Origin of the sequence: Thermococcus sp. LS2 (assembly GCF_012027375.1) — an archaeon.
Taxonomy (GTDB): Archaea; Methanobacteriota_B; Thermococci; order Thermococcales; family Thermococcaceae; genus Thermococcus_B.
The window spans coordinates 121,270-142,802 of record NZ_SNUI01000003.1; the positions used below are offsets into that span (position 1 = coordinate 121,270).

At 41.3% G+C, this 21,533-nt stretch carries 22 protein-coding genes and 5 tRNA genes; 9 read left to right on the top strand and 18 right to left on the bottom strand.

Annotation, left to right across the window (positions count from 1 at the left end; all coding sequences use genetic code 11):
- Window positions 1–125: 125 nt before the first annotated feature.
- A tRNA-Arg gene (locus E3E24_RS05300) sits at window positions 126–203 on the bottom strand.
- A gap of 66 nt (window positions 204–269) precedes the next feature.
- Here E3E24_RS05300 and E3E24_RS05305 point away from each other — a divergent pair.
- A complete protein-coding gene (locus E3E24_RS05305) occupies window positions 270–716 on the top strand; it encodes an Lrp/AsnC family transcriptional regulator (protein ID WP_167885559.1) in 447 nt (148 codons plus the stop codon).
- Here the strand turns inward: E3E24_RS05305 and E3E24_RS05310 are convergent.
- The 7 genes from E3E24_RS05310 to E3E24_RS05340 form a co-directional block, all read right to left on the bottom strand.
- A complete protein-coding gene (locus E3E24_RS05310) occupies window positions 705–1,034 on the bottom strand; it encodes a hypothetical protein (protein ID WP_167885397.1) in 330 nt (109 codons plus the stop codon). The genes E3E24_RS05305 and E3E24_RS05310 overlap by 12 nt on opposite strands.
- A gap of 1 nt (window position 1,035) precedes the next feature.
- Entirely contained in the window at window positions 1,036–2,235 is a 1,200-nt protein-coding gene (locus E3E24_RS05315; RefSeq protein WP_167885396.1) for a V4R domain-containing protein, read from the bottom strand.
- A complete protein-coding gene (locus E3E24_RS05320) occupies window positions 2,232–2,945 on the bottom strand; it encodes a phosphoribosyltransferase family protein (protein ID WP_167885395.1) in 714 nt (237 codons plus the stop codon). The genes E3E24_RS05315 and E3E24_RS05320 overlap by 4 nt, the downstream gene beginning before the upstream one ends.
- 87 nt (window positions 2,946–3,032) lie before the next feature.
- Window positions 3,033–3,533 carry a YkgJ family cysteine cluster protein gene (locus E3E24_RS05325; protein WP_167885394.1) on the bottom strand — a complete coding sequence of 167 codons (501 nt, stop codon included), beginning with the start codon at window positions 3,531–3,533 and terminating at the stop codon, window positions 3,033–3,035.
- An 11-nt stretch (window positions 3,534–3,544) separates the two neighbouring features.
- Window positions 3,545–3,784 (bottom strand): Lrp/AsnC family transcriptional regulator, encoded by a 240-nt coding sequence (locus tag E3E24_RS05330; RefSeq protein ID WP_167885393.1) that lies wholly within the window; start codon window positions 3,782–3,784, stop codon window positions 3,545–3,547.
- On the bottom strand, window positions 3,781–5,127 hold the full coding sequence (locus E3E24_RS05335; protein WP_167885392.1) for a signal recognition particle protein Srp54: 1,347 nt from the start codon (window positions 5,125–5,127) through the stop codon (window positions 3,781–3,783). Before E3E24_RS05335 ends, E3E24_RS05330 begins: the two co-directional genes overlap by 4 nt.
- Before the next feature lie 375 nt (window positions 5,128–5,502).
- Window positions 5,503–6,786, bottom strand: a complete 1,284-nt coding sequence (locus E3E24_RS05340) for an MFS transporter (RefSeq protein ID WP_167885391.1) — start codon at window positions 6,784–6,786, stop codon at window positions 5,503–5,505.
- Window positions 6,787–6,990: 204 nt separating this feature from the next.
- Here E3E24_RS05340 and E3E24_RS05345 point away from each other — a divergent pair, with 204 nt between their 5' ends.
- From E3E24_RS05345 to mtnP, 4 genes are all read left to right on the top strand, one after another.
- The gene (locus E3E24_RS05345) at window positions 6,991–7,845 is read left to right on the top strand and encodes a damage-control phosphatase (RefSeq protein WP_167885390.1); all 855 of its coding nucleotides are present in this window, start codon (window positions 6,991–6,993) and stop codon (window positions 7,843–7,845) included.
- A gap of 86 nt (window positions 7,846–7,931) precedes the next feature.
- Window positions 7,932–8,141, top strand: a complete 210-nt coding sequence (locus E3E24_RS05350) for a hypothetical protein (RefSeq protein WP_167885558.1) — start codon at window positions 7,932–7,934, stop codon at window positions 8,139–8,141.
- A gap of 102 nt (window positions 8,142–8,243) precedes the next feature.
- Window positions 8,244–9,536: a hypothetical protein gene (locus E3E24_RS05355; RefSeq protein ID WP_167885389.1), complete on the top strand. Its 1,293-nt coding sequence runs from the start codon at window positions 8,244–8,246 to the stop codon at window positions 9,534–9,536.
- Between the two features lie 45 nt (window positions 9,537–9,581).
- Window positions 9,582–10,385: an S-methyl-5'-thioadenosine phosphorylase gene (mtnP, locus tag E3E24_RS05360; RefSeq protein WP_167885388.1), complete on the top strand. Its 804-nt coding sequence runs from the start codon at window positions 9,582–9,584 to the stop codon at window positions 10,383–10,385.
- 28 nt (window positions 10,386–10,413) lie between these two features.
- On the opposite strand, the gene E3E24_RS05365 is transcribed toward mtnP, so the two are convergent.
- Window positions 10,414–10,491: transfer RNA gene (locus E3E24_RS05365), tRNA-Arg, on the bottom strand.
- 90 nt (window positions 10,492–10,581) lie between these two features.
- Between E3E24_RS05365 and E3E24_RS05370 the strand changes: the two genes are divergently transcribed.
- A tRNA-Gly gene (locus E3E24_RS05370) sits at window positions 10,582–10,659 on the top strand.
- Window positions 10,660–10,781: 122 nt separating this feature from the next.
- Here the strand turns inward: E3E24_RS05370 and udp are convergent.
- On the bottom strand, window positions 10,782–11,618 hold the full coding sequence (gene udp / locus E3E24_RS05375) for a uridine phosphorylase (RefSeq protein WP_167885387.1): 837 nt from the start codon (window positions 11,616–11,618) through the stop codon (window positions 10,782–10,784).
- Between the two features lie 64 nt (window positions 11,619–11,682).
- On the opposite strand from udp, the gene E3E24_RS05380 reads away from it, so the two are divergent.
- Window positions 11,683–12,729, top strand: a complete 1,047-nt coding sequence (locus tag E3E24_RS05380; protein ID WP_167885386.1) for a pyridoxal-phosphate dependent enzyme — start codon at window positions 11,683–11,685, stop codon at window positions 12,727–12,729.
- Between the two features lie 230 nt (window positions 12,730–12,959).
- On the opposite strand, the gene E3E24_RS05385 is transcribed toward E3E24_RS05380, so the two are convergent.
- Window positions 12,960–13,034 (bottom strand) — tRNA-Cys (locus E3E24_RS05385).
- 22 nt (window positions 13,035–13,056) lie between these two features.
- A tRNA-Ser gene (locus E3E24_RS05390) sits at window positions 13,057–13,143 on the bottom strand.
- 78 nt (window positions 13,144–13,221) lie between these two features.
- Here E3E24_RS05390 and E3E24_RS05395 point away from each other — a divergent pair.
- Window positions 13,222–14,454, top strand: a complete 1,233-nt coding sequence (locus E3E24_RS05395) for an Nre family DNA repair protein (protein ID WP_167885385.1) — start codon at window positions 13,222–13,224, stop codon at window positions 14,452–14,454.
- 94 nt (window positions 14,455–14,548) lie between these two features.
- Window positions 14,549–15,670 (top strand): alkaline phosphatase family protein, encoded by a 1,122-nt coding sequence (locus E3E24_RS05400; RefSeq protein ID WP_167885384.1) that lies wholly within the window; start codon window positions 14,549–14,551, stop codon window positions 15,668–15,670.
- Window positions 15,671–15,741: 71 nt separating this feature from the next.
- Here the strand turns inward: E3E24_RS05400 and rpsG are convergent, their stop codons facing one another.
- The 6 genes from rpsG to E3E24_RS05430 are packed head-to-tail and all read right to left on the bottom strand — an operon-like array spanning window position 15,742 to window position 21,533.
- Window positions 15,742–16,389: a 30S ribosomal protein S7 gene (gene rpsG / locus E3E24_RS05405; protein ID WP_167885383.1), complete on the bottom strand. Its 648-nt coding sequence runs from the start codon at window positions 16,387–16,389 to the stop codon at window positions 15,742–15,744.
- Window positions 16,390–16,394: 5 nt separating this feature from the next.
- Complete coding sequence (locus E3E24_RS05410) at window positions 16,395–16,838, bottom strand: 30S ribosomal protein S12 (RefSeq protein WP_042679666.1); 444 nt, start codon at window positions 16,836–16,838, stop codon at window positions 16,395–16,397.
- Window positions 16,839–16,848: 10 nt separating this feature from the next.
- Window positions 16,849–17,286: a NusA-like transcription termination signal-binding factor gene (locus E3E24_RS05415; protein ID WP_013466520.1), complete on the bottom strand. Its 438-nt coding sequence runs from the start codon at window positions 17,284–17,286 to the stop codon at window positions 16,849–16,851.
- Window positions 17,286–17,591, bottom strand: coding sequence for a 50S ribosomal protein L30e (locus E3E24_RS05420; RefSeq protein ID WP_167885382.1), 306 nt, complete (start codon window positions 17,589–17,591; stop codon window positions 17,286–17,288). Before E3E24_RS05420 ends, E3E24_RS05415 begins: the two co-directional genes overlap by 1 nt.
- A 17-nt stretch (window positions 17,592–17,608) precedes the next feature.
- Window positions 17,609–18,790: a DNA-directed RNA polymerase subunit A'' gene (gene rpoA2, locus E3E24_RS05425; RefSeq protein WP_167885381.1), complete on the bottom strand. Its 1,182-nt coding sequence runs from the start codon at window positions 18,788–18,790 to the stop codon at window positions 17,609–17,611.
- 10 nt (window positions 18,791–18,800) lie between these two features.
- The gene (locus E3E24_RS05430) at window positions 18,801–21,533 is read right to left on the bottom strand and encodes a DNA-directed RNA polymerase subunit A' (RefSeq protein WP_167885557.1); all 2,733 of its coding nucleotides are present in this window, start codon (window positions 21,531–21,533) and stop codon (window positions 18,801–18,803) included.

Below are 21,533 nucleotides of genomic sequence, written 5' to 3' on the forward strand. Positions count from 1 at the left end.
AACTCTCAAGTTTTAGTTAGTTTTTGTTAATTTATAAAATTTTCTGCCAATATTTCATCTTCGATGTATGGGAATGTACGGCGAAAAAAGATTAATTGACAATCTAAGAGAAGAAATCTAATATCTGGCGGACCGGCGGGGATTCGAACCCCGGACCTGCGGCTTAGGAGGCCGCCGCCCTATCCTGGCTAGGCTACCGGTCCTCAAACCCGGTATGAGGTGAAGGAGAAGAATATTTAAACTTTGCGGTGGAGTCTTAGAGGGTGAGAATAATGATAGATGAACTTGACAGGAAGATACTTTCACTGCTCCAAAAAGATGCTCGCTTATCTTACAGGGAAATTGCTAAGGAACTTAATGTTGCTGTTGGCACCGTTTACAATAGATTGAAAAGACTTGAAGAAGAAGGCATATTAAAAGGATTTTACCCAAAGTTAGATTACGAGAAACTTGGTTATGAGCTAACAGCCATTATAGGGATTAGAGCCCAAGGAAAGAGAATTATCCAAATTGAGAGGGAAATTGCTAAAGATGAACATGTTCTATGTGTTTATGATGTCACTGGAGAGTACGACATAATAGTCATTGCAAAGTTCAAAGGAAGGGAAGACATGAACAGGTTCGTAAAGAAGGTTTTGGCAATTGATGGCGTTGAAAAAACAAATACCCACGTTGCTATGGACATAGTAAAGGAGGACTTCGTCCTAAAGGTTTAAATATCTATCGATGAACCGCTTTGCCACCTCATCAAGTTTTTCAGCTGGTAACTCAACTTTCTTCCCATTGACTGTGCCCTCAAAAATCATGGGCTCTTTTGGAATCACATTCCCAAGCACTTTAAATTCCTCATTCTGTTCAATGACATTATTTCTTACTTTAATGAATTCTTCAAAAGTTGCGTGTCTTATGATGCCTTCAATTATTATCTCAGTTCCACATTCTTCCTCGGAACAATAGAAGGAAAATCTCTCCCCAATATTCGCATCAACAACCAAGCTTTTACCCTCTGCGTTGTAAACTAAAAACCTTCCCATTCTAAGACTCTCCTAAGTTTTTCGCTTTCCTTTTTATTACAAATTCACAATATGCATCCCCTTTAGCTTCACATTTAATTTCATGAGCTTCCCACTCCTCTCCGGAGACTTCCTCAATTATTTGAGCAAAAGAACCGGCATAATGGAGATGAACATGGGTACCGAAATTCGTCATCCTTGGGAATAAATTCTTCCCTTTTATCACTATCACATCATTAGAAAATTGAAGAATTTCCAGTACTCCACCTCCACTAATCTTTGTTTCGTTGAATATTCTCTCTAGAACCTCTTTAAGGGTCTTATGAACTTTCATATATATCTTCCCGACTCCCTGAAACTCCTTTCTTCCCCAGAAGTACAGGAATTTTTTAGCTTCCTCTTCTCCAAAGTACTCAAAAAGACTCTCAATAAGCATTGATTCACTACTCTCTCCTATTACTTGAATTCTCTCATTTCCAGCCCACAGCATGCCTTTTTCATCCAAGAATAGGGACTCCTTCAGACGTTCCACACTTTCATAATACTCACTATAGGGCTGAATACCTTTCTCAGTTTTCACATATGTGAAGCACGTCATTGGACCTAAAGGATGAGGAGCCTTAAGAATGCGTACTTTACTGTCCTTAACTGAGATAACGTATCCAAAAGGCAGAGTTAAAAGGGAGTAGTAACCAGGGGATATCAACTCCTCTACAAATGATGCCACTGTGGATATGCCCTTGAGAGAGATTGAGTTTATAAATCGAATAATAATCTTGAAAAATTCCTCCTTGCTCGGCAAAACAGCATAGAGAATTGACAAATCATCAAGAACTAGAAAATCATATTTTCCTTTGATCAGAACGTCTTTTATGATTGCAGTTGTTATTGGTAAATCTAGGGGATTTGGAAGTATATCCTCTCCAGATACCGTCATTTTGGAATAAATATTTGTGTAGCCGTCTAGTATTCTCAATTTTTTGTTATATATGAACGGGGAGTAATCTATGCCATATTCATTAAGCCATTTCTTCAGGGGATCAACCGTTTGTTTAAATTCTACCAAGAGGACCTTATATCCTTGAGTTAAAAGAGAAAAAACAAATTGATGCATTAATATCCTGTGGTCCTCATCGAATAACCCAGAAAACATTACGCTGTGTTCTTTCCGAATGCCCCCTTTTAATATATCGTCAAGTCTCTGTATTCCCGTGCTTATCATAGTCTCACCAAGCTTTCAATTGGAATGTTGTATTCATCCTGAAGGACATCGATAATATTCCCAACACTTATGAGGAAAAACATTCCAACAGGTACAGCTCCCGCTTGCTTGCACATTTGCACTAGAGCTCTCTGAGTTTCACCACTTCTGACTACATCATCAACTATTAAAACCTTTTCTCCCTTTTTTAATGCCCATTGTGGTAGATACAATGTCATGACACTTCCTGAAGCACTGGGAACATAATTAACTTCATAGAACTTCTCAACTCCGACCTCTTTCTTCTTCTTTGCATAGACAACATCAACATTTAGCTCATTCGCTATGTGGACTGCTAAGGGGATTCCATCTGTCGCTGCTGTGAGAACTTTTGAAATGTTCTTGCTGATATATTTCGATGCAACCTCTTCAGCTATTAAGCTCATCAAGTTTGTATCGCTCAGTACTTTCATATTGTCAAAGAGACCATGCTCATCGAACTGTATTCTTCTCTTTACCTCTTCCTCTATGTTAATGTAAGGAGATAAGAGTTCCAAAAGCTCTTTAGCTCTATCAGTGCTTGGAAGAACTTTTCCTCTCACGTACCTATTAAGCACTGTAATAGGCAACCCCGTTATCTTTGAGAGCTCTTCATATGTGTATCTCTTTTTAAGCAACTTGAGTATTCTTATTACCCTAAGCTTTTCCTTGACTGCCTCTATTTGACTCAATACCTTCACCCCCTTTGAGACATTGATTGACAAAAAAATGTATAAATATGTTTCGGTGAAAATTACAATCCACATAGGTAGTATTATCTAAGATTTCCCGGAAAACCCAAGTTTTTGCCTATATCTCTCGATAACCTCCCAAAAATACTCCCTAACGAACTCTAAGTCAATTTTTTTGCCTTCCGGATGATTTATGCCCCTGCAAAAATCATCGTTTCTTACATAAACCTCAATTACAGTTCCTTGTCTTACCAGTACAAAGGGATAAAGTTTGCATGCAAGAGGCCTGTGAGGATATATTTTGCATTTCCCATCTTCTCCTAAAAAAATACAGCCATCGTCGAAAGGTCTCTTTTTCAGAGCATAACCCAAAAACTTGTCCCCTCTGTAAAACATTTTTTCATAATCAACGAACTCCCAGGTACTGTACCCAAGTTCTTCAATTCTCTCAATATCCTCATCTCTGAGCGGGATGTCAAGCCTAAAACAGCATTCGGCACAGTTTTCAAGACATTTAAATTTAAAAGAAGGATCAGATTCGATTTCAAGTGTATCTAAATGGATCGTAGCAACCCACTTTTTCTTCACCACCCCACCTCCTAGGTTCTATATGAACTTGCTATCAACGTCTCTGTCATTTCTATATCACCTATTTTTCTGAGAACTTCATCGTGGAATTTATCAAGCTCTGCAATGCTGCCGACCTCTACCCTAATGACAATATCATATTCTCCATAAACTCTGTAAATTTCCTTCACCATTGGATTGTCCTTAAGCTTGTTGTATACTTTTTCCTCATTCCCCGGCTTTACAATAATCAAAACAAATGCCTCCATCATATGCCAAATCCTCCCATACCAAATCTTTTCATCATCCTATTAAGACTTCTCTTGTTCATGCTCTTAAAGAATTTCTTCATCTGATTATACTGCTCAAGTAACTCTTTGACATCTTTTACTGTAGTGCCGGAACCCCTAGCAATCCTTTTAATACGTGAATAGTTGATGATCTCAGGATGCTCGAGCTCTTCTTCAGTCATTGAGTCCATAATAACCTTGAACTTTTTAAGCCTTTGTTCACTCACACGAACCACGTCATCTGGCAGAGAATACCCCAGCCCTGGAATCATCTGGAGGATTTGCTTTAGTGGTCCCATCTTGCTCATAGCTTCGAGTTGGGCATACATGTCCTTTAGATTGAACTTTCCACGCATGAACTTTTCTAAATCCTCTTCTTTGAACTCTTGGGCCTTACTCAGCTCTTCAAACTTCTCCAAAAGTCCTTGAATATCGCCCAAGCCGAGGAGTCTTGATACGAATCTTTTCGGATCAAAAGGCTCCAAGTCGTCAATTCTCTCACCAACGCCGATGAACTTTATTGGAGCACCAGTTGCAACGACAGCAGAAAGAGCACCGCCACCTTTTGCAGAACCATCGAGCTTTGTAACTATGATTGAACCTATTGGGGTCGCCTCTTTAAATGCCAGAGCCTGATTATAAGCTTGCTGTCCAATTGTTCCATCTATAACGAGAATAACTTCGTGAGGCTTTATTGCTTCACTTATCTGCCTCATCTCTTCAATTAAGCCCTTCTCCTCTTTATGCCTTCCAGCTGAATCGACTATGATTATGTCAACCCCTTTATGCTTGAAATGCTCAACTCCTTCTTTAGCGAGCTTAACGGCATCCTTCTCGTTAGGATCACCAAAAACTTCAATCCCGTAAGGCTCAACTAGCTGCTTAAGCTGGTGATAAGCACCGGGACGCCAAGTGTCAGAACACACCAATCCAACTTTATACCCCCTCTTTTGGAAATACCTGGCAAGTTTAGCAACAGTTGTTGTTTTACCAGAACCTTGGATACCTACAGTAAGTAAAATCGTTGGCTTCTCTCTAATTTCTATTGCCTTCGCCTCTCTTCCAAGGAAGTTTGTAAGTTCTTCATAAACGATCTTTATTATGTGCTCCTTCTTCGAAACACCTGCTGGTGGCTTTTCTTCTAAAGCCCTCTTCTGGATTTTTTTAGTTAAGTCAAGAACAAGTCTAACATTAACATCACTCATTATTAAAGCTCTCTGAATGTCCCTCACAACTTCTTTAACCAATGCCTCATCAACAGAACTTGCACGTGCAAGCTTTTTTAATGCATTATTCAATGCCCTGCCTAAACTCTCTAAAGCCATCTCTTCCCACCATAAGAAAGAGTGCTACCAACTTTATAACCCTTAGGTTTTTCCAAATTGTATTAATGAATACATTTTTAACAAACAGCACTATTTTAGCTCTTTTTTATGTTCAAATAGGTTCATCAAATCTAAAAATCGAACATCCCAGCTGTTTTGCGAGAGTTTTGAGCTGAGAAGGACATTTACAGCCATTTTGAAACGCACAAAGCTTTTAAGATTGAAATATTTAATAATTATTGAGTATGAGAGGAAAAGAAAAAGGAGGTGGGAGATATGGAATGGTTACCAATCCTTCACGGTTACATGATCATCAAAGAAATGGAAAAGAAAAAGAAGAAACCAGTGCCAGAGGAGCTCGAATATGTAGAGAAGCTACTCTAAGGATTTTCCTTTCGTTTCTTTTCCGAGTACTGCTATAGCCAAAGCTCCCACTATTGAAATTACTGCTATTATAAGCACTGCTGCTCCAACTGTTGAAATCTCCATCACTCTTCCAGCAATTATTGGAGCTAATCCACCGCCTATTCTTGCCATGGCCCCAGCCCATCCAGTTCCTGTGCCCCTAACACTTGTTGGATACAACTCCGGAGTATATGCATAGATTGCTCCCCATGCACCCAAGTTGAAGAAGCTGAATAATACAGCACTTAAAAGTATCATTGAGGCGTTTCCAGAGCTTGCGAACTTGTAAAATAAGAGTCCAGCTAGACCTGATAGGAAGAGGTAACTTGAAAGCGTTTTCTTTCTTCCAATTTTCTCAATGAGATATGCAGCACTCCAATAACCCGGTAGCTGAGCAACTGCAGTGACTATAAAGTACTGAAAGCTCTTAAAGACCGTAATGTTAAGGGTTGATGCAAGGAACTTTGGGAGCCATATGAAAAAGCCATAATAGGCAAATGCAATGCTAAACCATGCAATTGTTAACATGAACGTTATCTTTGCATATTTGCTCCAGAGCTCTGCAATAGTGATTTTTCTGTGCTCCTCTTTAGGCATTTCCAGTTTTACGGAAACTCCAAAGATTTTCTTTATTATTTCTTCAGCTTCCTTGATCTTTCCTTTGAGAAGCAAGAAGCGTGGGGATTCTGGTAGTGTAGCCAAGAGAGGTAACGCTAACAGAATTGCGCCTCCAAATAGAAGTATGCTTCTCCAGTTTGCCTTCACTATTAAAGCAACAATTCCAATTATTATAGTACCAATCGCCCAAAAGCTCTCTAAGATTGAAATCATAGCTCCTCTAATCTTTTTTGGCATAAACTCAGCAAAGTATGAGCTCGCGACTGGGAGAGAACCACCTAAACCAAGACCAACTATGAATCTGAGAATGATAAGCTGATCTAAGCTTTGAACAAAGGCACTTGCTATTGATCCCAGACCAAACGTCAGAACTGCTAAGCTCAAGCTCCTCTTCCTTCCAATGTAATCCGCTAGAATTCCAAAGAACCATGCTCCAAGCAGCATACCCCAAAGGGCAGCAGAACCCATAGCTCCAAGCTTTGTTAGGCTTCCTTGAAATGCTAGCTCTTTTTTTAATAATGGGATTATGAACGCTGCAGAGAGAGTATTGATGGCTATAAACGCCCATATTGTCCCTAAAATTGCCAAAAGCTTATAGTGAAACTTCCCAAATTCGGCGTTCTCTATAACTTCCATTGCTTCATCACCGAACAAATGTTCGGTTAAGCTGACTTAAAAATATTTATTACATTATGGTAGGATCTTCAGCATAGAATTTTGAATTATTCCCCTTAACATCTAAAATTCTTAGGATTTCATTTTTATCTTACAAAGAGAGCCAAAAAATAGAGGGCTTAAACTTAAAAAGTACAACGTAGGAAGAAGAGGGGGTGAAAAGAAATGAAAGTGCACTACGAATGCCTATCCTGTCAAATTAATCAATGCCAAAAGATAGCTGAACTCAGCACAAATGATTTGGAAAAAAGAAAGGAGGCAATGATATTTTCTGCAAAGCTTTTTGCAAAATACTTTAATGAAAAGTCCATTCCCGCTATTGTAGGAAGCGATATCTTTCTTGAGCTTTATGAGTATTTAGGAGTTGATGACCCATTTAAGGAATACAAAGACAAATCAAACAAACTTGCGCAGAAAGTTGTAGAAAACCTAAAGAAAAAGCTCGAAATTGACCTAAGAACTGCACTTAAATTAGCAATAGCCGGTAATGTGATTGACTTTGCTGTTGGGTATGAACCCGAAAAAATTGAAGAAGATATTTTGGAAATGCTAAAAGAAGAACTGCACATTGACGAGAGTGAAAAGCTGTTTGAAAAGCTGAGAAGAGCAAAAATTTTGTTATATTTAACGGACAATTGTGGAGAGATATATTTTGATAAGTTGTTATTAGAGAAAATTAAAGAAGAGTTTCCAGAGCTAACAATTTATATTGCCGGAAAAAAAGGGGCTATAATCAACGACGCAACTGTCAACGATCTAAAAGAGGCCAAATTGGACGAAGTGGGAAAAGTGATATCAACTGGGACTAGGATAGTTGGAGTCCCAATTGGCAGAGTCAGCAAGAGATTCCTTGAGATCTTCGACAAGGCTGATGTTATAATTGCAAAAGGCCAAGGAAACTTTGAAACTTTAAGTGAAATCAAAGATAACAGAGTGTTCTTCCTTCTAAAAGCAAAATGTAAGCCTGTTGCAAGAGAGTTAAGTGTCCCCCAGGGTGCAATGGTTTGCAAGACTCTTTAAATAGACGATTGTCGATATTAAGTTTGACGAATAGCGATTAAAAAGCTTTTTATACTTCAAGGTTGTATGAGTACATGGTGATACCTATGCCAGCTGTGATTAGGAAGGATGTCAACAAATTTATGAGAGAGTTAAAGAAGCATTACAGCGATGTCTGGAAGATGCCATCAAGCAAATACCTTGATAACCCCGATTTCATTGTTATTGACCCAAAAACAGGAAAAAAAGTCAAGGTTAGCTTTGTAGCCCTAGATGATGGTGAAACAGTGAGTATCGTGTATGATGACCTTAGCTGATTTGGACTTTTTCGTTTTTTGCCGTAAGCTTTTCTACTGTTCTCAACTTGATTTTGAAAATTATTAAATATCATCTTCATAAAGATTTAATCTGGTGACATTATGGTCAACAAGAAATTAGTCGAAGAAGTTCTCGAACTAGCATCTATGATAAAGGATCCCCATTTTAGAGCAATCACATATGCCCGACTCGGTTATGAGCTGTTTCTTCTCAGAAGCGAGGAATACAAAAAAGCGTTCACCAAGGCAATTGAAACTACAAGGCACATTGAGAATCCAATTTTGATAGTAAGGACTCTCATCGAAATTGCCAGACATTTGGGAAAAGCAAAAATCCCCGCATCAAGTAAAGTTTTCCATCAAGCATTTGAAATGATAAAACCGTTTCCAAATCCAGTACATGATGAGCTCATTGAGGATATAATTAATGCGTTATCAGAACTCAAGCAGTATGATGATGCTCTTTTCTATGCATCTGAGATAAGGGATAAAGTTAGGAAAAGCGAAGTTCTACTCAGATTGCTTATTTCATATGTAAACAGAGGGAACGTGAGAAAAGCCCATTTAATTCTGGAAAACATAAGTGAGGAGCCGTGGTATTCAATAGCAGCAATTGAAGTGCTTAAAGCACATTTAAAAAGAGAGGAATTTGGGAGTGCAATGAAAATACTCCAAAGCCTAAAAAGCAAGTATTGGATAAATGAAGCTATGAAAGAGATTGCAATTTATCTAAAGAACTACAAAGCTCCAAAAGCAACTTTTGAAAAATTCGTGGATGTTGCACTGAGCATGTCTGATGAGCTAAGTTTTGATGCCTTGAGGAATTTGCTTGTGGGATTTGGAAGTTCAGGGGAAATAGACCCTGTAATGAAAATCCTCAGGAAAATGCCTCCCAATGAAAGAATTAAAACATTGATCGAGCTTTCAGCCAGAATTATTGACAATGAAGAACTACTTAGGGAGCTCATGCTTCATCTAGACAAAGAAGAGTTCATTCCTGTAGCTAAATTCCTACTAACAAAGTTCCTAGAAAAACCAGACAAAAAATATATTAATGTTGTAGAGACTCTTGGTGCAAGAACGGGCTACGAGCCAATTCTCGTAAAGGTTGTAACATTCTTGGCGAAGGTTGGAGAGTATGACAAAGCCCTCCACTTTGCCCACAGGATAATAGATAATCATTTGCGCTCATTAGCATTTGGAAGCATAGCTGTGAACCTGCTCAAAGAGGGAGACATCGACAGAGCTATTGACACTGCACTAGAGGTCAAAGATCCCAAATGGAGCTCATGGCTTCTTGGGGAAATGCTTGTGAAGATACTAGAGCTTGCCAGAAGTAAAGAGATTAAAGATGATCTAGAGAGGAGAGCTAAGGAGCAGAAAGCACTATGGTAGCCTTTTTAAACTTTCTCTTGTACTTTTCTCTTAAGGTGATACAGAATGGTGAGGATAGCAATTATTGGGGGTTCTGGAGTTTACGACCCAAAGCTCTTAGAAAACATAAGAGAAGAAGAGGTAGACACTCCCTACGGAAAAATCAAAGTGAAAATAGGGACATATAAGGGGGAAGAGATAGCATTTTTAGCCAGACACGGAGAAAAGCACAGTGTCCCACCGCATAAAATAAACTACCGCGCAAATATCTGGGGGCTTTATGAACTTGGAGTTGAAAGAATTTTAGCAACCTCGGCTGTGGGATCGCTGAACGAAGCAATGAAGCCTGGAGACTTTGTGATTCTTGACCAGCTTATGGATTTCACAAAGAACAGGGTATACACATTCTATGATGGGGAAGATTCACCGCATGACAGAAAATTTGTTGCCCATGTAGATTTCACTGAACCATATTGTCCAGAGATTAGGAATGCCCTCATCAGAGCAGCAAAGGAGCTTGGCTTTAACTATCATCCAAAGGGTACTTATGCTTGTATGGAAGGACCAAGATTTGAGACAAGAGCCGAGATTAGGGCATTAAGAATTTTAGGGGCAGATGTTGTTGGTATGACCCAGTGTCCAGAGGCAATTTTGGCAAGAGAGCTTGAGATGTGCTATTCAAGCGTCGCAATAGTTACGAACTTTGCTGCCGGAATAAGTCCTCAGAAACTGACCCATACAGAAGTCGTTGAATTAATGGCAAAGAAGAGCGAGGAAATAAAGTATCTTCTCATGAAAGCAATTGAGTACATTCCAAAAGAGAGAAGATGCATGTGCAAAGATGCCCTAAAAGGTGCAACTGGAGATTAGCTTCTTCTTTTAACTTTGTTTAGAAGAATGGCGCCCCGGCGGGGATTTGAACCCCGGACCTCGAGGTCCGCAGCCTCGCGCCCTATCCAGACTAGGCCACCGGGGCACGCCCATTGGGTTTTTAAAAATGCTCTTTATAAAGTTTGCTGGCGAAAAACTTATAAACCCACTCAGATTTTAGTATCTAACGGGCTGTGCGGTGGTAGTCTAGCCTGGTCTAGGACAGCGGCCTGCCACGCCGCGGGCCCGGGTTCAAATCCCGGCCACCGCACCACAAACTTTTCTGAGAAGATCTGATTGAAGTTCGTTTACCTCATGCAAAGTTATCCTCGGATTACAATGTTTTGCTCAAAGTCAAAACTTCACATGCCAAGAAATTAAAGTCAAAAAGAGAAGCTAAAGCTTCCTCAAGCTTGGGAACCAGTATTTCTTTCCTTTCTTCTCCTTCTCTTCATCCCACTCTGCCAAAATTTTTACGGCTTCACTTGCAACTAATGCCGCCTCTTTCTCCCCAGCTTTTCCGAACTCATTGGTAACTCTATTAGCAAAGACTGCACATACACAGCCAGCTCTAAGACCATAGATGTTAGCCAACGTAAAGAGTGTCGCCGCTTCCATTTCAAAGTTCGTGACTTTTGCCTGTCTTAGATCATCAATCAGATGCTTTGCAAAGCTTGGGAAATAGCCATTTAACCCCGGTCTTGCCTGACCAACATAGAAGCTGTCCGTTGATGCTGTAATTCCTACATGATAGCGAACTCCTAATGTCTCAGCAGCTTCAATCAATGCCAAAGTAACCTCCAAATCAGCGCTTGCCGGATATTCAACCCTGACATACTGCTTTGATGTTCCCTCCAACCTAACGGCAGCTTTTGCGATGATTAAGTCGCCAATCTCTATTCCTGGCTGAATTGCCCCAGTTGAGCCAACCCTTATGAAGGTGTCAGCACCAATAGCTGCCAATTCTTCAATTGCTATTGCTGTTGATGGACCTCCAATTCCTGTTGAGGTTACACTTATTGGAACTCCCTTATATTTTCCTGTGTGTGTTCTGTACTCCCTGTGGAAAGCTATTTCCCTTGCCTCATCCCACAGAGCACTTATTTTAGGCACCCTTTCTGGGTCTCCAGGCAATAAAACATATCTTGCTACATCCCCCGGCTTACATGCTATGTGGTATTGATATCCTTCCTCAGTTTGGGGTCTATCTGCTGATACAAACTTCATTTCCATCACCCTACCATAAGCTTTGCAAAAAGCAAATAAAAGTCTTCGCATAAATTTCAGTGGTGAGTACATGCTAAAATGCCAAAAATGCGGAAAAACCTATGAAAAGTTTCGTATGCTTTGTGAATGTGGTGGACTTCTCGATGTTGTAGTAGAGTTTAGGGAGAGCTTTGAAAGTCTTTTGAAGGAGAGATATTTAGATGTGAGACGTTACTTGAACTTCTTACTCATCAATGAGGACTTTCTTCCAAAGTTAATCCTTCCAATAACCCCAACTGTTGAAAAAGAGATTGAAAATGTGAAAGTTCTTTTCAAGCTTGAATATTTGATGCCCTCTGGCTCATTCAAGGATAGAGGAACTTACGTAACAATTGCAAAGCTGAAAGAAGAGGGAATCAAAGAGATAAGCCTAGACTCTTCAGGGAATGCAGCCATAAGTTTTGCACTCTTTGGAAAAGCTGAAGGGATTAAAGTCCATGTATTTATTCCAGAACACACAAACGAAGGGAAGAAAAGGATTTTAAAGCTCTTAGGGGCTGAAATTCATGAAATCAAAGGCTCAAGAATGGATGTACACTGGAAGGCTCGTGAATTCAAAGGTGCATTTTATATTTCGCATTGGTATAATCCTTATTTCTTAGAGGGTACGAAAATTGCTGCATATGAGATTTTTGAACAAATTGGAGAAGTTGATTATGCCCTAGTTCCAACAGGAAGCGGGACACTATTTTTAGGACTGTATGAAGGATTTAAAGAACTCAACAATTTTGGAAAAGCCAAAATGCCAAAGTTAATTGCAGTTCAAGCTGAAGGTTATGAAAGCTTATGCAAGCGGAGCAAAAGGAAAAGCAAGCTTGCAGAGGGAATAGCGATTCCAGAGCCTCCAAGAAAAGAGCAAATGCTCAAAGCTCTGAGAGAAACTAAGGGATTCTGCATATCAGTAGGAGATAGCGAAATTGACAAAGCCCTTAATGATCTCATTTCAATGGGCTTTTTAGTTGAACCAACTTCTGCAGTCGTCTTTGCCGCATTTAAAAAACTTCTTGAGAGAGATGAATTTAAAAAAGGTTCAAAAGTACTGTTGCCTTTAACTGGATCTGGTTTAAAGTTGATGTAAATTTTTGTATTAAGGCAAAAAGTTCTACTATATGATTTCGAGAGTACAGCAAACTTTGGGAAGTTTAATCAAACGGATCAAAAAGTGCCAATTTTGTGGGAACTTTTATTAAAATTCAGCTCTTGAGATAGTTTCTTGCTTATTTTGGCACCCAAAGGATGCTTCTTTAGGTGAGATACCCAAAAACGGCACTCTCGATGGAAGTTCAATCAAGCCGACAAAAGTTTGTATGGAGCCGGGAGGGGGATTCGAACCCCCGTAAAGGGGATCTGCAGTCCCCCGCCTCACCTCTAGGCTATCCCGGCGTTTGACCCAGAGAAGTAAAGCTGGCGCCGCGGCGGGGATTTGAACCCCGGAGGGACTACGCCCACCGGCTTAGCAGGCCGGCGCCCTACCAGGCTAGGCTACCGCGGCACGGTTATTACTCATAAGCAGTGGGTATTTAAGCTTTTTGGAGGAGGCAACTATAAATACCAGTGACCAAACTAAATAGTGATGCAGCTCTTCAACTCAAAGCTATGTGCATTGTGCAAAGGTCGTAAACTGCTCTGCGGTAGGCCCACATGTCCAATTCTTGAGAGATTTAGAGTAGTCAAGAGTGTCGAGAGAATTGTAAACAGAAGAGAGATTTTTGGCTCTTCACCGCCAAGCATATTCGTTGGAGAATTTGGATATCCAAAGGTTAGAATTGGCCCTCTTGTGCCACCAATTGAAGGAAACACATCTTATCTTGACAATCCCCTTAAATGGGAGAACAAAACAATAAATGACATTCTCAAATACCGCTCACTTTTGGTTATGGGAGAAACGAAAGCTAATGTGAAAGTTAGCAAAAGCCAGCGAATTCTGAGCGAAATTCAAGAGTTGGCAATGTCAATAAGGCCAGTAGATAGCGAAATTCTTCTCAAGAGGAAGCCGATTTTAAAAGTTCTGCCAAATGAGTTTGCTCCACCTATCGGTCCAAAAGCTGAACTCTTAGACTTTGAACTTACAGAGAATCCAAGAATCCCAAGGAAAACTGACTATGTCGTAAGCGATGAACTGAAGGCTGAAGAAGCCATTATGAGGCTTTACACTTGGGGATTTGACGAGTATTACATTATACGACTGCTCTCAGCTGGTTTGTTAGGGATTAGCAAAAAGCTTGTACCAACTAGATGGAGCATTACAGCAGTTCAAGACACAATCGGAAATCATTTGAGAAAGGAAATCCTAAAGTACGATACAATAAACGAGTTCGAGCTTTACTTTTACGAATTCCTTGGAAACAGATACGCTGTGCTTTTGATGCCAGAGAGTTATGCATTTGAGCTCTTAGAGGTGTGGCTTAAGGGTTCGCTGTTTGGAAGTGAAGAGCCTCAAGTTATTCACGATTATGAGGACTGGAGAGGTATTAAAGGCTATGCTGAGGAAACCACTGGTGCCTATTATGCAGCCCGCTTAAGTATCCTTGAATTCCTAAGGAATAGGGAAAGGCAAGCAAGGATTTTAGTGTTCAGAGAGGTAACACCAAAATATTATGCTCCCGTTGGAGTATGGCAGATTAGATTAGGAGTTAAGAAGGCATTGGAAAATCTAGTCGGAAGATTCAGCACACTGCAAGAAGCTTTGAACGAAATTAGAAAGCTTTTAGAACATCCTCTTGAGAAATATCTCGAGAAAAGCTGGCTTTTAAAGATGCGGAAGAAACAGATGACACTTGATGAATTTTTGAAAAACTTTTAATTTCATGATGCCCAGAAACTCTTAGATGATGAAGTTCGCTAGGTCTGAGTGGTGATGACTGCACGTCAGGCTGACAGCTAATTGAGGTGCTTTCATGAAAGAAAAGCTTGCTTTAATAAGTCTCGATGGGAATGGAGTTTACAACCTTAAGCACATGCCCTTCCTCCAGACTTTGATTGAAGAGGGCTCCTTTGAGGTAGTTGACTCCATCTTTCCCACTCTTACTGACTTAGTCCACACCTCTGTTATGACTGGCGTTTATCCAAAAGACCACGGTGTTGTTGAGAATGGCTACTATGACCGCTTAGCTGACAGGAAAATAAACTTCTACGATTATGAGGTTGCCTTTAATCCCCATAAAGTTATAAAGGCCAGAACGATTGTTGATATTCTTAGGGAAAAAGGGATAAGGAGCGCTTCTGTTAGCGGCTATACAATGCCACCTTTCAGCGGAACCAACGTGAGGATTTTCCCACCATTCTTCAGTGATGACAAGCTTTACAGGCAGCATGGAAGGGATTGGAGGAAAGATGTTTGGGTTGCACAGTCAGCGTTGTATCTTTACTATGAATGCAAGCCTGATTTATTGCTGATTCACTTCTGCTCAATTGACGGAATGCAGCACGATTACGGTGTTGAGAGCGAAGAGGCTTTAAAAGCTGTAAAAACCGTTGACGAGATGCTCAAGCTGATTTGGGAAAAACTGAAATATGAATACGCTTTCATTATCTTTGCAGACCACGGGCAAGAGAACGTTCACACTTGGGTAAACCTCAAGACTTATTTGAGGAAGCATGGTATTGAAACACTTCGTGTTTCCTCGGGTGGGGGAGTGCATATCTACCTAAAGGACCCGAACCAAGCTGAGGAGGCTTATCAAGTTTTACTAAAAGCGCCAGGAATTAAGCACGTCTTTTTCAAAGAAGATTTGCCTCACTTAAATACGCCGAACAGTGGAGAGCTAATAGTTTCAGCTAAAGAGGGGTACTGGTTCTGCAGCCATGCGAAGTGTAAAGGCATCAAGGGAACAAGTTACTGGGTTAAGGCAATGCATGGCTCAATGAATGAACAAGTTATGAAAGTTCCACTGATTTTATGGGGATTTGAGAATGTCAATATTGAGAATGCAAACCTTATGGACATAGCTCCAACGGTTTTGGATTTCTTCGGAATTGAGAAGCCCAAAGAAATGGTTGGGAAAAGCCTCCTAACATAATATCCTCAAACACTACATAATCATGGATTTAAGACAAATGATATAGAAAAGTGGGGGAATAAAAACAGTCCTCACCTTGAGGACTGTGCAATTCTCTCGATTTCTTCCTTCTTGCTGTAAGCGTAGCTCTTTGTGTCCTTGTTAGCAGCTGCAATGATTTCCTCTGCAAGTGCCTCAGCATAGCTCATCTTGGTTCTGTAGCACTTTGCTGATGCACCCAATGCGATATTTCTAAGAGCAACGTCAAGCCTTCTCAATGGCGAGATATCAACTGCGACGTGATACCTAATACCACCAAACATAACTGTTGTTGTGTCCTCTCTTGGAGCAGCGTTTTCGATAGCTCTGATGAGAACCTGGATTGGGTTCTGCTTTGTTCTCTTCTCAATGATCTCAAAGGCTTCTTTGACGACCTCGTAAGCCTTCATCTTCTTGCTCATCAATGAGCGGTGCTCTCTTCTCATGAAGTGTCCCGCTACCTTATAGCTTGATGCACCGCTCCTCATGACCTTGTTAATGAGTCTCTCAACAATGTGAACGTTTGCTTTGCCAAAGGGCTTCTTTGCATGCCTTCCGTGAGTGTGGGGCAACAAGCGAGGCTCGAGGTTGATGTATGGCTTGAGTGATGGATCATTTACAACGACATCCTCAGTGCTCCACTTTCCAAAGACCTTTAAGTCCTTTGGAATGAAAAATCTCTCTTGTAAGCTCTTGGCCATAAGCATCACCTTCTTGGCTTCTCCTTTCTACCTTTAACTAATTCCTTGAGTGAAACTCTGTTGACCTTAACGACCTTGTATCTAATTCCTGGGATGTCACCCATTGAACCACCCTTTGGACCCCCGATACCCTCGATGATAACCTCATCGTGCTCGTCAATGTGGTTGATAGCTCCATCACCAGGACAGAAGGCTGTAACGACCTTACCATTCTTGATGAGCTGAACTCTCACAGCTTTTCTCATTCCAGAGTTTGGCTGCTTTGCCTCTACGGCAATCTTCTCAAGGACAATTCCTCTTGCTTGTGGCGCACCTTCAAGTGGATCGCTCTTCTCCTTTAAGCGAAGGACTCTTCTCTTGAATCTTATGTCACTCCATCTAAACTTCTTCCTCTTGAGCTTGAGCTTTCTTCCAGCGAATTCTCCATAGGGAGCTTTCTTTCCAGGCATGATCATCACCTCAAATTATGACAACATCTTCAATTCCGTGGTGTCTCTCCATTAACTCCTTAACGAGATTTATGTTATGACCGCCCCTGCCGATTGCCCTCGGCTTATCCCTTTGATTAACATCGAGGAGGGCAACCTTTTTACCATTCTTCTTTTCAGTTATGTGGACTTTTTTAACTCTTACGCCCATCGTTTTATAAATGTTCCTAAGGAACTCCTCTGGGTTCTCTGAGTGCTCGATGAGGTCAATCTCTTTCCCGAGCATGCTCTGTATTCTTCTAACGTTCATTCCTCTCTTTCCTAAAGCTAATCCCATCTCACCTTTCTTTATGACGTAGATCAAGCGATTTCTGTCCTGGTCAATGATGCAGTCCAGCACTGTAGCTCCTGTAAAGCTCTCAAAGAGGGCAATATATTTGATTTGGTCTGTGTTCAACTTAAGGGGCATCACTGCTTACCCCCAGCTAAAGCTAAAATGTTGCTTTCTCCTGGGTCAATTATCGCTAGAGATGCTACTACGAATGGCTTACCCAAGAGCGTCCCGAGGTCAACGCTTGTTCCCTCGTACTCATAAACTGGAATGTTGCTGAGCTTGGCGTAGTAGTAGATATCGTCCTTAACCTCCTTTGGCGCATTCTTTGCAACAATGATGAGCTTTGCACCGCCAATCTTAGCTAATTTTACAGTTTTGTTTGAACCGATGACAACCTTTCCTGTTTCAAGAGCCTTTCTAAGCTCAAAGGCTATATCCATTAATCACACCCCCTTACTCATTCTTCTATTGGTTTTAATGGTAATTTCATAGCGAGTCTAACTATGCCTGTTCCAACTGGAACAGGCTGTCCAATGAGGACGTTTTCAACGACACCGTTCAAGGGGTCAACTTCTCCCCTTTCAGCGGCTTCAAACAGATGCTGGACAGTAATCTCGAAAGCTGCTCTTGCCAATACGCTCGCCTTCGCACCAACAACACCATGTCTTCCTATAGGCCTTACAACACCATCAATGGTCATTATATCAGCGACGAGCATGATATGTCTCACATCTACTTCAAGACCTTGCTCCTGCATTGTCTTTACGATTTCCTCAATGATTGCGTTTCTTGCTGCCTCGATGCCTAAAACCTCTGCAATTTCGTGGATGTTGTTTGTTCTTGTTCTTGTTGGATCAACACCCGGAACTTTCAGCACTTGCTTGAAGTTTGAACCTTCTGTGTAGATCACGTACTCATCGCCCTCTTTGCGGATTATAGTTTTTCCAACGCCTGAAAGACCTTTTAAGCGATGGCTTTTAACCTTTTCGGCAATCCTCCTTAGGTCAGAAAGCTTCTCTGCTTTCTTGGGTCTAACTATAAGCGTGTATCCATCAACTTCAAATTCTGCTGTCTTGAATGAGCTCTCAAGCTTCTTTTTAATTTTTTCCATTGTTAAGCCGCTTCTCTCTAAACGCTCCGGGTCAATCTCAACAACAAACTCCATGTTAAGGATGTCAATTGTCATTGACTGTGCTAAATTTACCAACGTTGTACCTTCGATCCTCCTTGCAACCTCTAAGGCCTTTTCCCTATCATAGCGGTGTTCCTCGTCGAGATAGACGGTCATGATTGGCGTTGAGGGATTCTTCCTCGCATCAACAATCTCAATAATTCTCGGCAGACCAAGGGTAACGTTAATCTCAGCGACACCAGCGTAGTGGAAAGTGTTGAGAGTCATCTGGGTTGAAGGCTCACCGATGGACTGAGCAGCAACAGTTCCAATTGCTTCACCTGGCTCCACAACGGCTTTCTCATATTCCTTAACGACTTCCTCTATGATTGCCTCAACTTCCTTTTTCTTGAGCTTGTACTTTTCGTTGTACTCTACGAGCTTCTCATAAAGCTCTTCCTTAGTCTTCTCGGGAAGATGAGCAGCATTTTTCTCAATTAAAGATTTGATAGTGGAAGGAGTTACCATCCAAATCACCTCACTTACTGTTTGCTCTCAATTTAATCAGAGACCTCACAATAACTCTCTCAATGTCAACTGTCTTTCCTTGCCAGCTCTTCATTGGGTCAACACCGTCCTCACCATAGCGGAACTGGACGATTATTCCAGTTGGATCCCTGACTGTTCCATCATAGTCAACTTTGAGGTCTTGCAGAGCGTTGATTAACCTACGCTGCATGTAACCGCTCTGAGCTGTTCTAACTGCTGTATCAACCAGTCCTTCTCTACCACCCATTGCGTGGAAGAAGTATTCCTGAGGCGTTAATCCGCTCTTATATGAGTTGATAACGAATCCTCTAGCTCTTGCACCTAAGTCACCAGGCTTAAAGTGGCTTAGAACTCTTCCTCTGTAACCTCTGTATAAACGCTTACCTCTAATTGACTGCTGACCGAGCAAAGCTGCCATCTGAGTGATGTTGAGTATCTTACCTCTTGCACCGGTCTTTGCCATGATGACTGCGAAGTTGTTCATACCGAGATACTGTTCGGCAACTTTACCAGCGTTGTCTCTTGCCTCAGCCAGAACTGCCATGATTTTGCTCTCCAATGTTTCCTCAAGAGTTTTACCTGGCAATGGTTCAAGCTCTCCAGCTTTATATGCCTCAATGAGCCTCTTTACTCTTTCCTCTGCCTCTCTAATAATTTCCTTAATTCTGTCCATTGCTTCTTCTGGCAAGTCCTCATCATCAATTGCTGTTGTGAAACCTTTGTGCGTTATCACCCAAATTGCAAGCTTTGTAACTTGATCAAGGAACTGCCTCGCTCTCTCAACGCCATACTCACGCACGATAATATCGAGAATCTTACCGTCCTCCCTACCGTAAGCCTTCTTGTCAATTGCACCGCTTAAGAGCTTGCCATCGATTATGACAACAAAGCCATCGTCAGAGTTTCTTTTAATTTCTTCTATGACTTCTTCCTTCTTTTCAAGGAATAACCTATCCAGAGCTTCCAAAATCTTCTTCTTTTTGCCCTCATCGGCTCCAAGCTTGTTCTCATACCACAATATCAGATCCTCTGGGAGGAGGAGGGAGAATATAGTCTTTCCGCTCCAGTATTCAATGCCATTCTCAACTTTATCTGGCTCTGGAAGCTTGTCAACATCAATGCCAGCAAACATAAGCATCTGCTCAACTTCAATCCTTGTAAAGTATGCACCCTCCCTTGTAAGCAGATATCCACCTGAGATGTGATCCTGAATTCCACCGATGATCGGACCACCGTATCTAGGTGAAATTATGTGGTTCTGAACCTCCATCAAAATCCTTGCTTCAGCTTGTGCTTCCTCTGTCTGTGGAACGTGGAGGTTCATTTCATCTCCATCGAAATCAGCGTTGTATGGTGGACAGACTGCCAAGTTGAGGCGGAAGGTCTTGTAAGGCATTACCCTAACGCGGTGAGCCATAATAGACATTCTGTGAAGTGAAGGCTGTCTGTTGAAGAGGACTATATCCCCATCCATTAAATGCCTCTCTACTGTCCAGCCAATATCAAGCATATTTGCTATTGTCTCTCTATTGCTTTCCATGAGTCTAATCCTTCTTCCCTGTGGGTCAATTACATAGTTCGCTCCCGGATACTTTTCTGGACCATTGAGAACCATTTTTCTGAGCTTCTCGATGTTGAAGTCCGTAACCTTCTCTGGAACTGTCAATTCCATTGCAATTGCCAATGGAACACCAACTTCGTTAATGCTAATCATTGGATCTGGAGAGATAACTGTACGCGCTGAGAAGTTAACACGCTTACCGCTGAGGTTTCCTCTGAATCTTCCTTCCTTACCTTTCAATCTCTGTGCCAATGTTTTGAGAGGTCTTCCGCTCTTGTGCTTTGCCGCTGGGACACCTGAGGTTTCGTTGTTGATATAAGTGGTAACGTGATACTGCAAGAGATCCCAGAGGTCCTCAATAATCAGTTGCGGCGCACCAGCTTCGATGTTTGTCTTGAGTCTATTGTTGATTCTGATGATATCAACGAGCTTGTGAGTCAAATCATCTTCAGCTCTTATACCGCTCTCTAGGGTAATGGAGGGTCTGACAGTGACGGGAGGAACGGGCAAAACGGTGAGAACCATCCATTCCGGACGAGATTTTTCAGGGTGAAGACCGAGAAGAGGTAAATCTTTGTCAGGTATCTTCTCAAGTCTGTCTCTAACCTCAGTGGGCATCATTCTATGCTTATACTCGTTTCCTTGCTCGTCCTTTCTGATTTCCCAGTAGATTGTTGGTCTCTCAAACTTCAGTGGGAACTGGGGGGCACCACAGTGTGGACAGACCATTCTCTCTCTAGCTTTTTTGTGAATCTCCTTAATGAGCTTGTCTTTTGCCTTCTTTCTGTCGCCAACTATCTCAAACTTCTTCATGTACTCCTCAATTTCCTCATCAGTAAGCTTTATCCTTCCACATTCTCTACAAGTGCTTTCCAAGATGCGGTAGATTGTCTTAGCGAATCCAACGTGAATTACTGGACGAGCGAGCTCAATGTGTCCGAAGTGACCAGGACATTCGCCGTATCTTGCACCGCATGTTTCACATCTCAAACCTGGGTCAATGACACCAAGTCTTTTGTCCATTAGTCCTCCTTCTATCGGATAACCATCGTCATCGTAAGTGTCTGGAACTGTAATTTCGGCAGCACTCATCTTTCTAATTTCTTGAGGGGAAAGAATACCAAACTCAATTGAACCGATAACCTTTTTAATTGACTGCAT

Bases quoted from the DNA above. Each gene is read 5' to 3' on its own strand.
- E3E24_RS05350 (WP_167885558.1), top strand. From the start codon at position 7,932: ATGCCAGCTGTGATTAGGAAGGATGTCAACAAATTTATGAGAGAGTTA.
- E3E24_RS05345 (WP_167885390.1), top strand. From the start codon at position 6,991: ATGAAAGTGCACTACGAATGCCTATCCTGTCAAATTAATCAATGCCAA.
- E3E24_RS05355 (WP_167885389.1), top strand. From the start codon at position 8,244: ATGGTCAACAAGAAATTAGTCGAAGAAGTTCTCGAACTAGCATCTATG.
- E3E24_RS05415 (WP_013466520.1), bottom strand. From the start codon at position 17,286: ATGCCCCTTAAGTTGAACACAGACCAAATCAAATATATTGCCCTCTTT.
- E3E24_RS05420 (WP_167885382.1), bottom strand. From the start codon at position 17,591: ATGGATATAGCCTTTGAGCTTAGAAAGGCTCTTGAAACAGGAAAGGTT.
- E3E24_RS05410 (WP_042679666.1), bottom strand. From the start codon at position 16,838: ATGCCTGGAAAGAAAGCTCCCTATGGAGAATTCGCTGGAAGAAAGCTC.
- E3E24_RS05400 (WP_167885384.1), top strand. From the start codon at position 14,549: ATGAAAGAAAAGCTTGCTTTAATAAGTCTCGATGGGAATGGAGTTTAC.
- E3E24_RS05335 (WP_167885392.1), bottom strand. From the start codon at position 5,127: ATGGCTTTAGAGAGTTTAGGCAGGGCATTGAATAATGCATTAAAAAAG.
- E3E24_RS05315 (WP_167885396.1), bottom strand. From the start codon at position 2,235: ATGATAAGCACGGGAATACAGAGACTTGACGATATATTAAAAGGGGGC.
- E3E24_RS05330 (WP_167885393.1), bottom strand. From the start codon at position 3,784: ATGATGGAGGCATTTGTTTTGATTATTGTAAAGCCGGGGAATGAGGAA.
- udp (WP_167885387.1), bottom strand. From the start codon at position 11,618: ATGGAAATGAAGTTTGTATCAGCAGATAGACCCCAAACTGAGGAAGGA.
- mtnP (WP_167885388.1), top strand. From the start codon at position 9,582: ATGGTGAGGATAGCAATTATTGGGGGTTCTGGAGTTTACGACCCAAAG.
- rpoA2 (WP_167885381.1), bottom strand. From the start codon at position 18,790: ATGGTAACTCCTTCCACTATCAAATCTTTAATTGAGAAAAATGCTGCT.
- E3E24_RS05380 (WP_167885386.1), top strand. From the start codon at position 11,683: ATGCTAAAATGCCAAAAATGCGGAAAAACCTATGAAAAGTTTCGTATG.
- E3E24_RS05340 (WP_167885391.1), bottom strand. From the start codon at position 6,786: ATGGAAGTTATAGAGAACGCCGAATTTGGGAAGTTTCACTATAAGCTT.
- rpsG (WP_167885383.1), bottom strand. From the start codon at position 16,389: ATGGCCAAGAGCTTACAAGAGAGATTTTTCATTCCAAAGGACTTAAAG.
- E3E24_RS05310 (WP_167885397.1), bottom strand. From the start codon at position 1,034: ATGGGAAGGTTTTTAGTTTACAACGCAGAGGGTAAAAGCTTGGTTGTT.
- E3E24_RS05430 (WP_167885557.1), bottom strand. From the start codon at position 21,533: ATGCAGTCAATTAAAAAGGTTATCGGTTCAATTGAGTTTGGTATTCTT.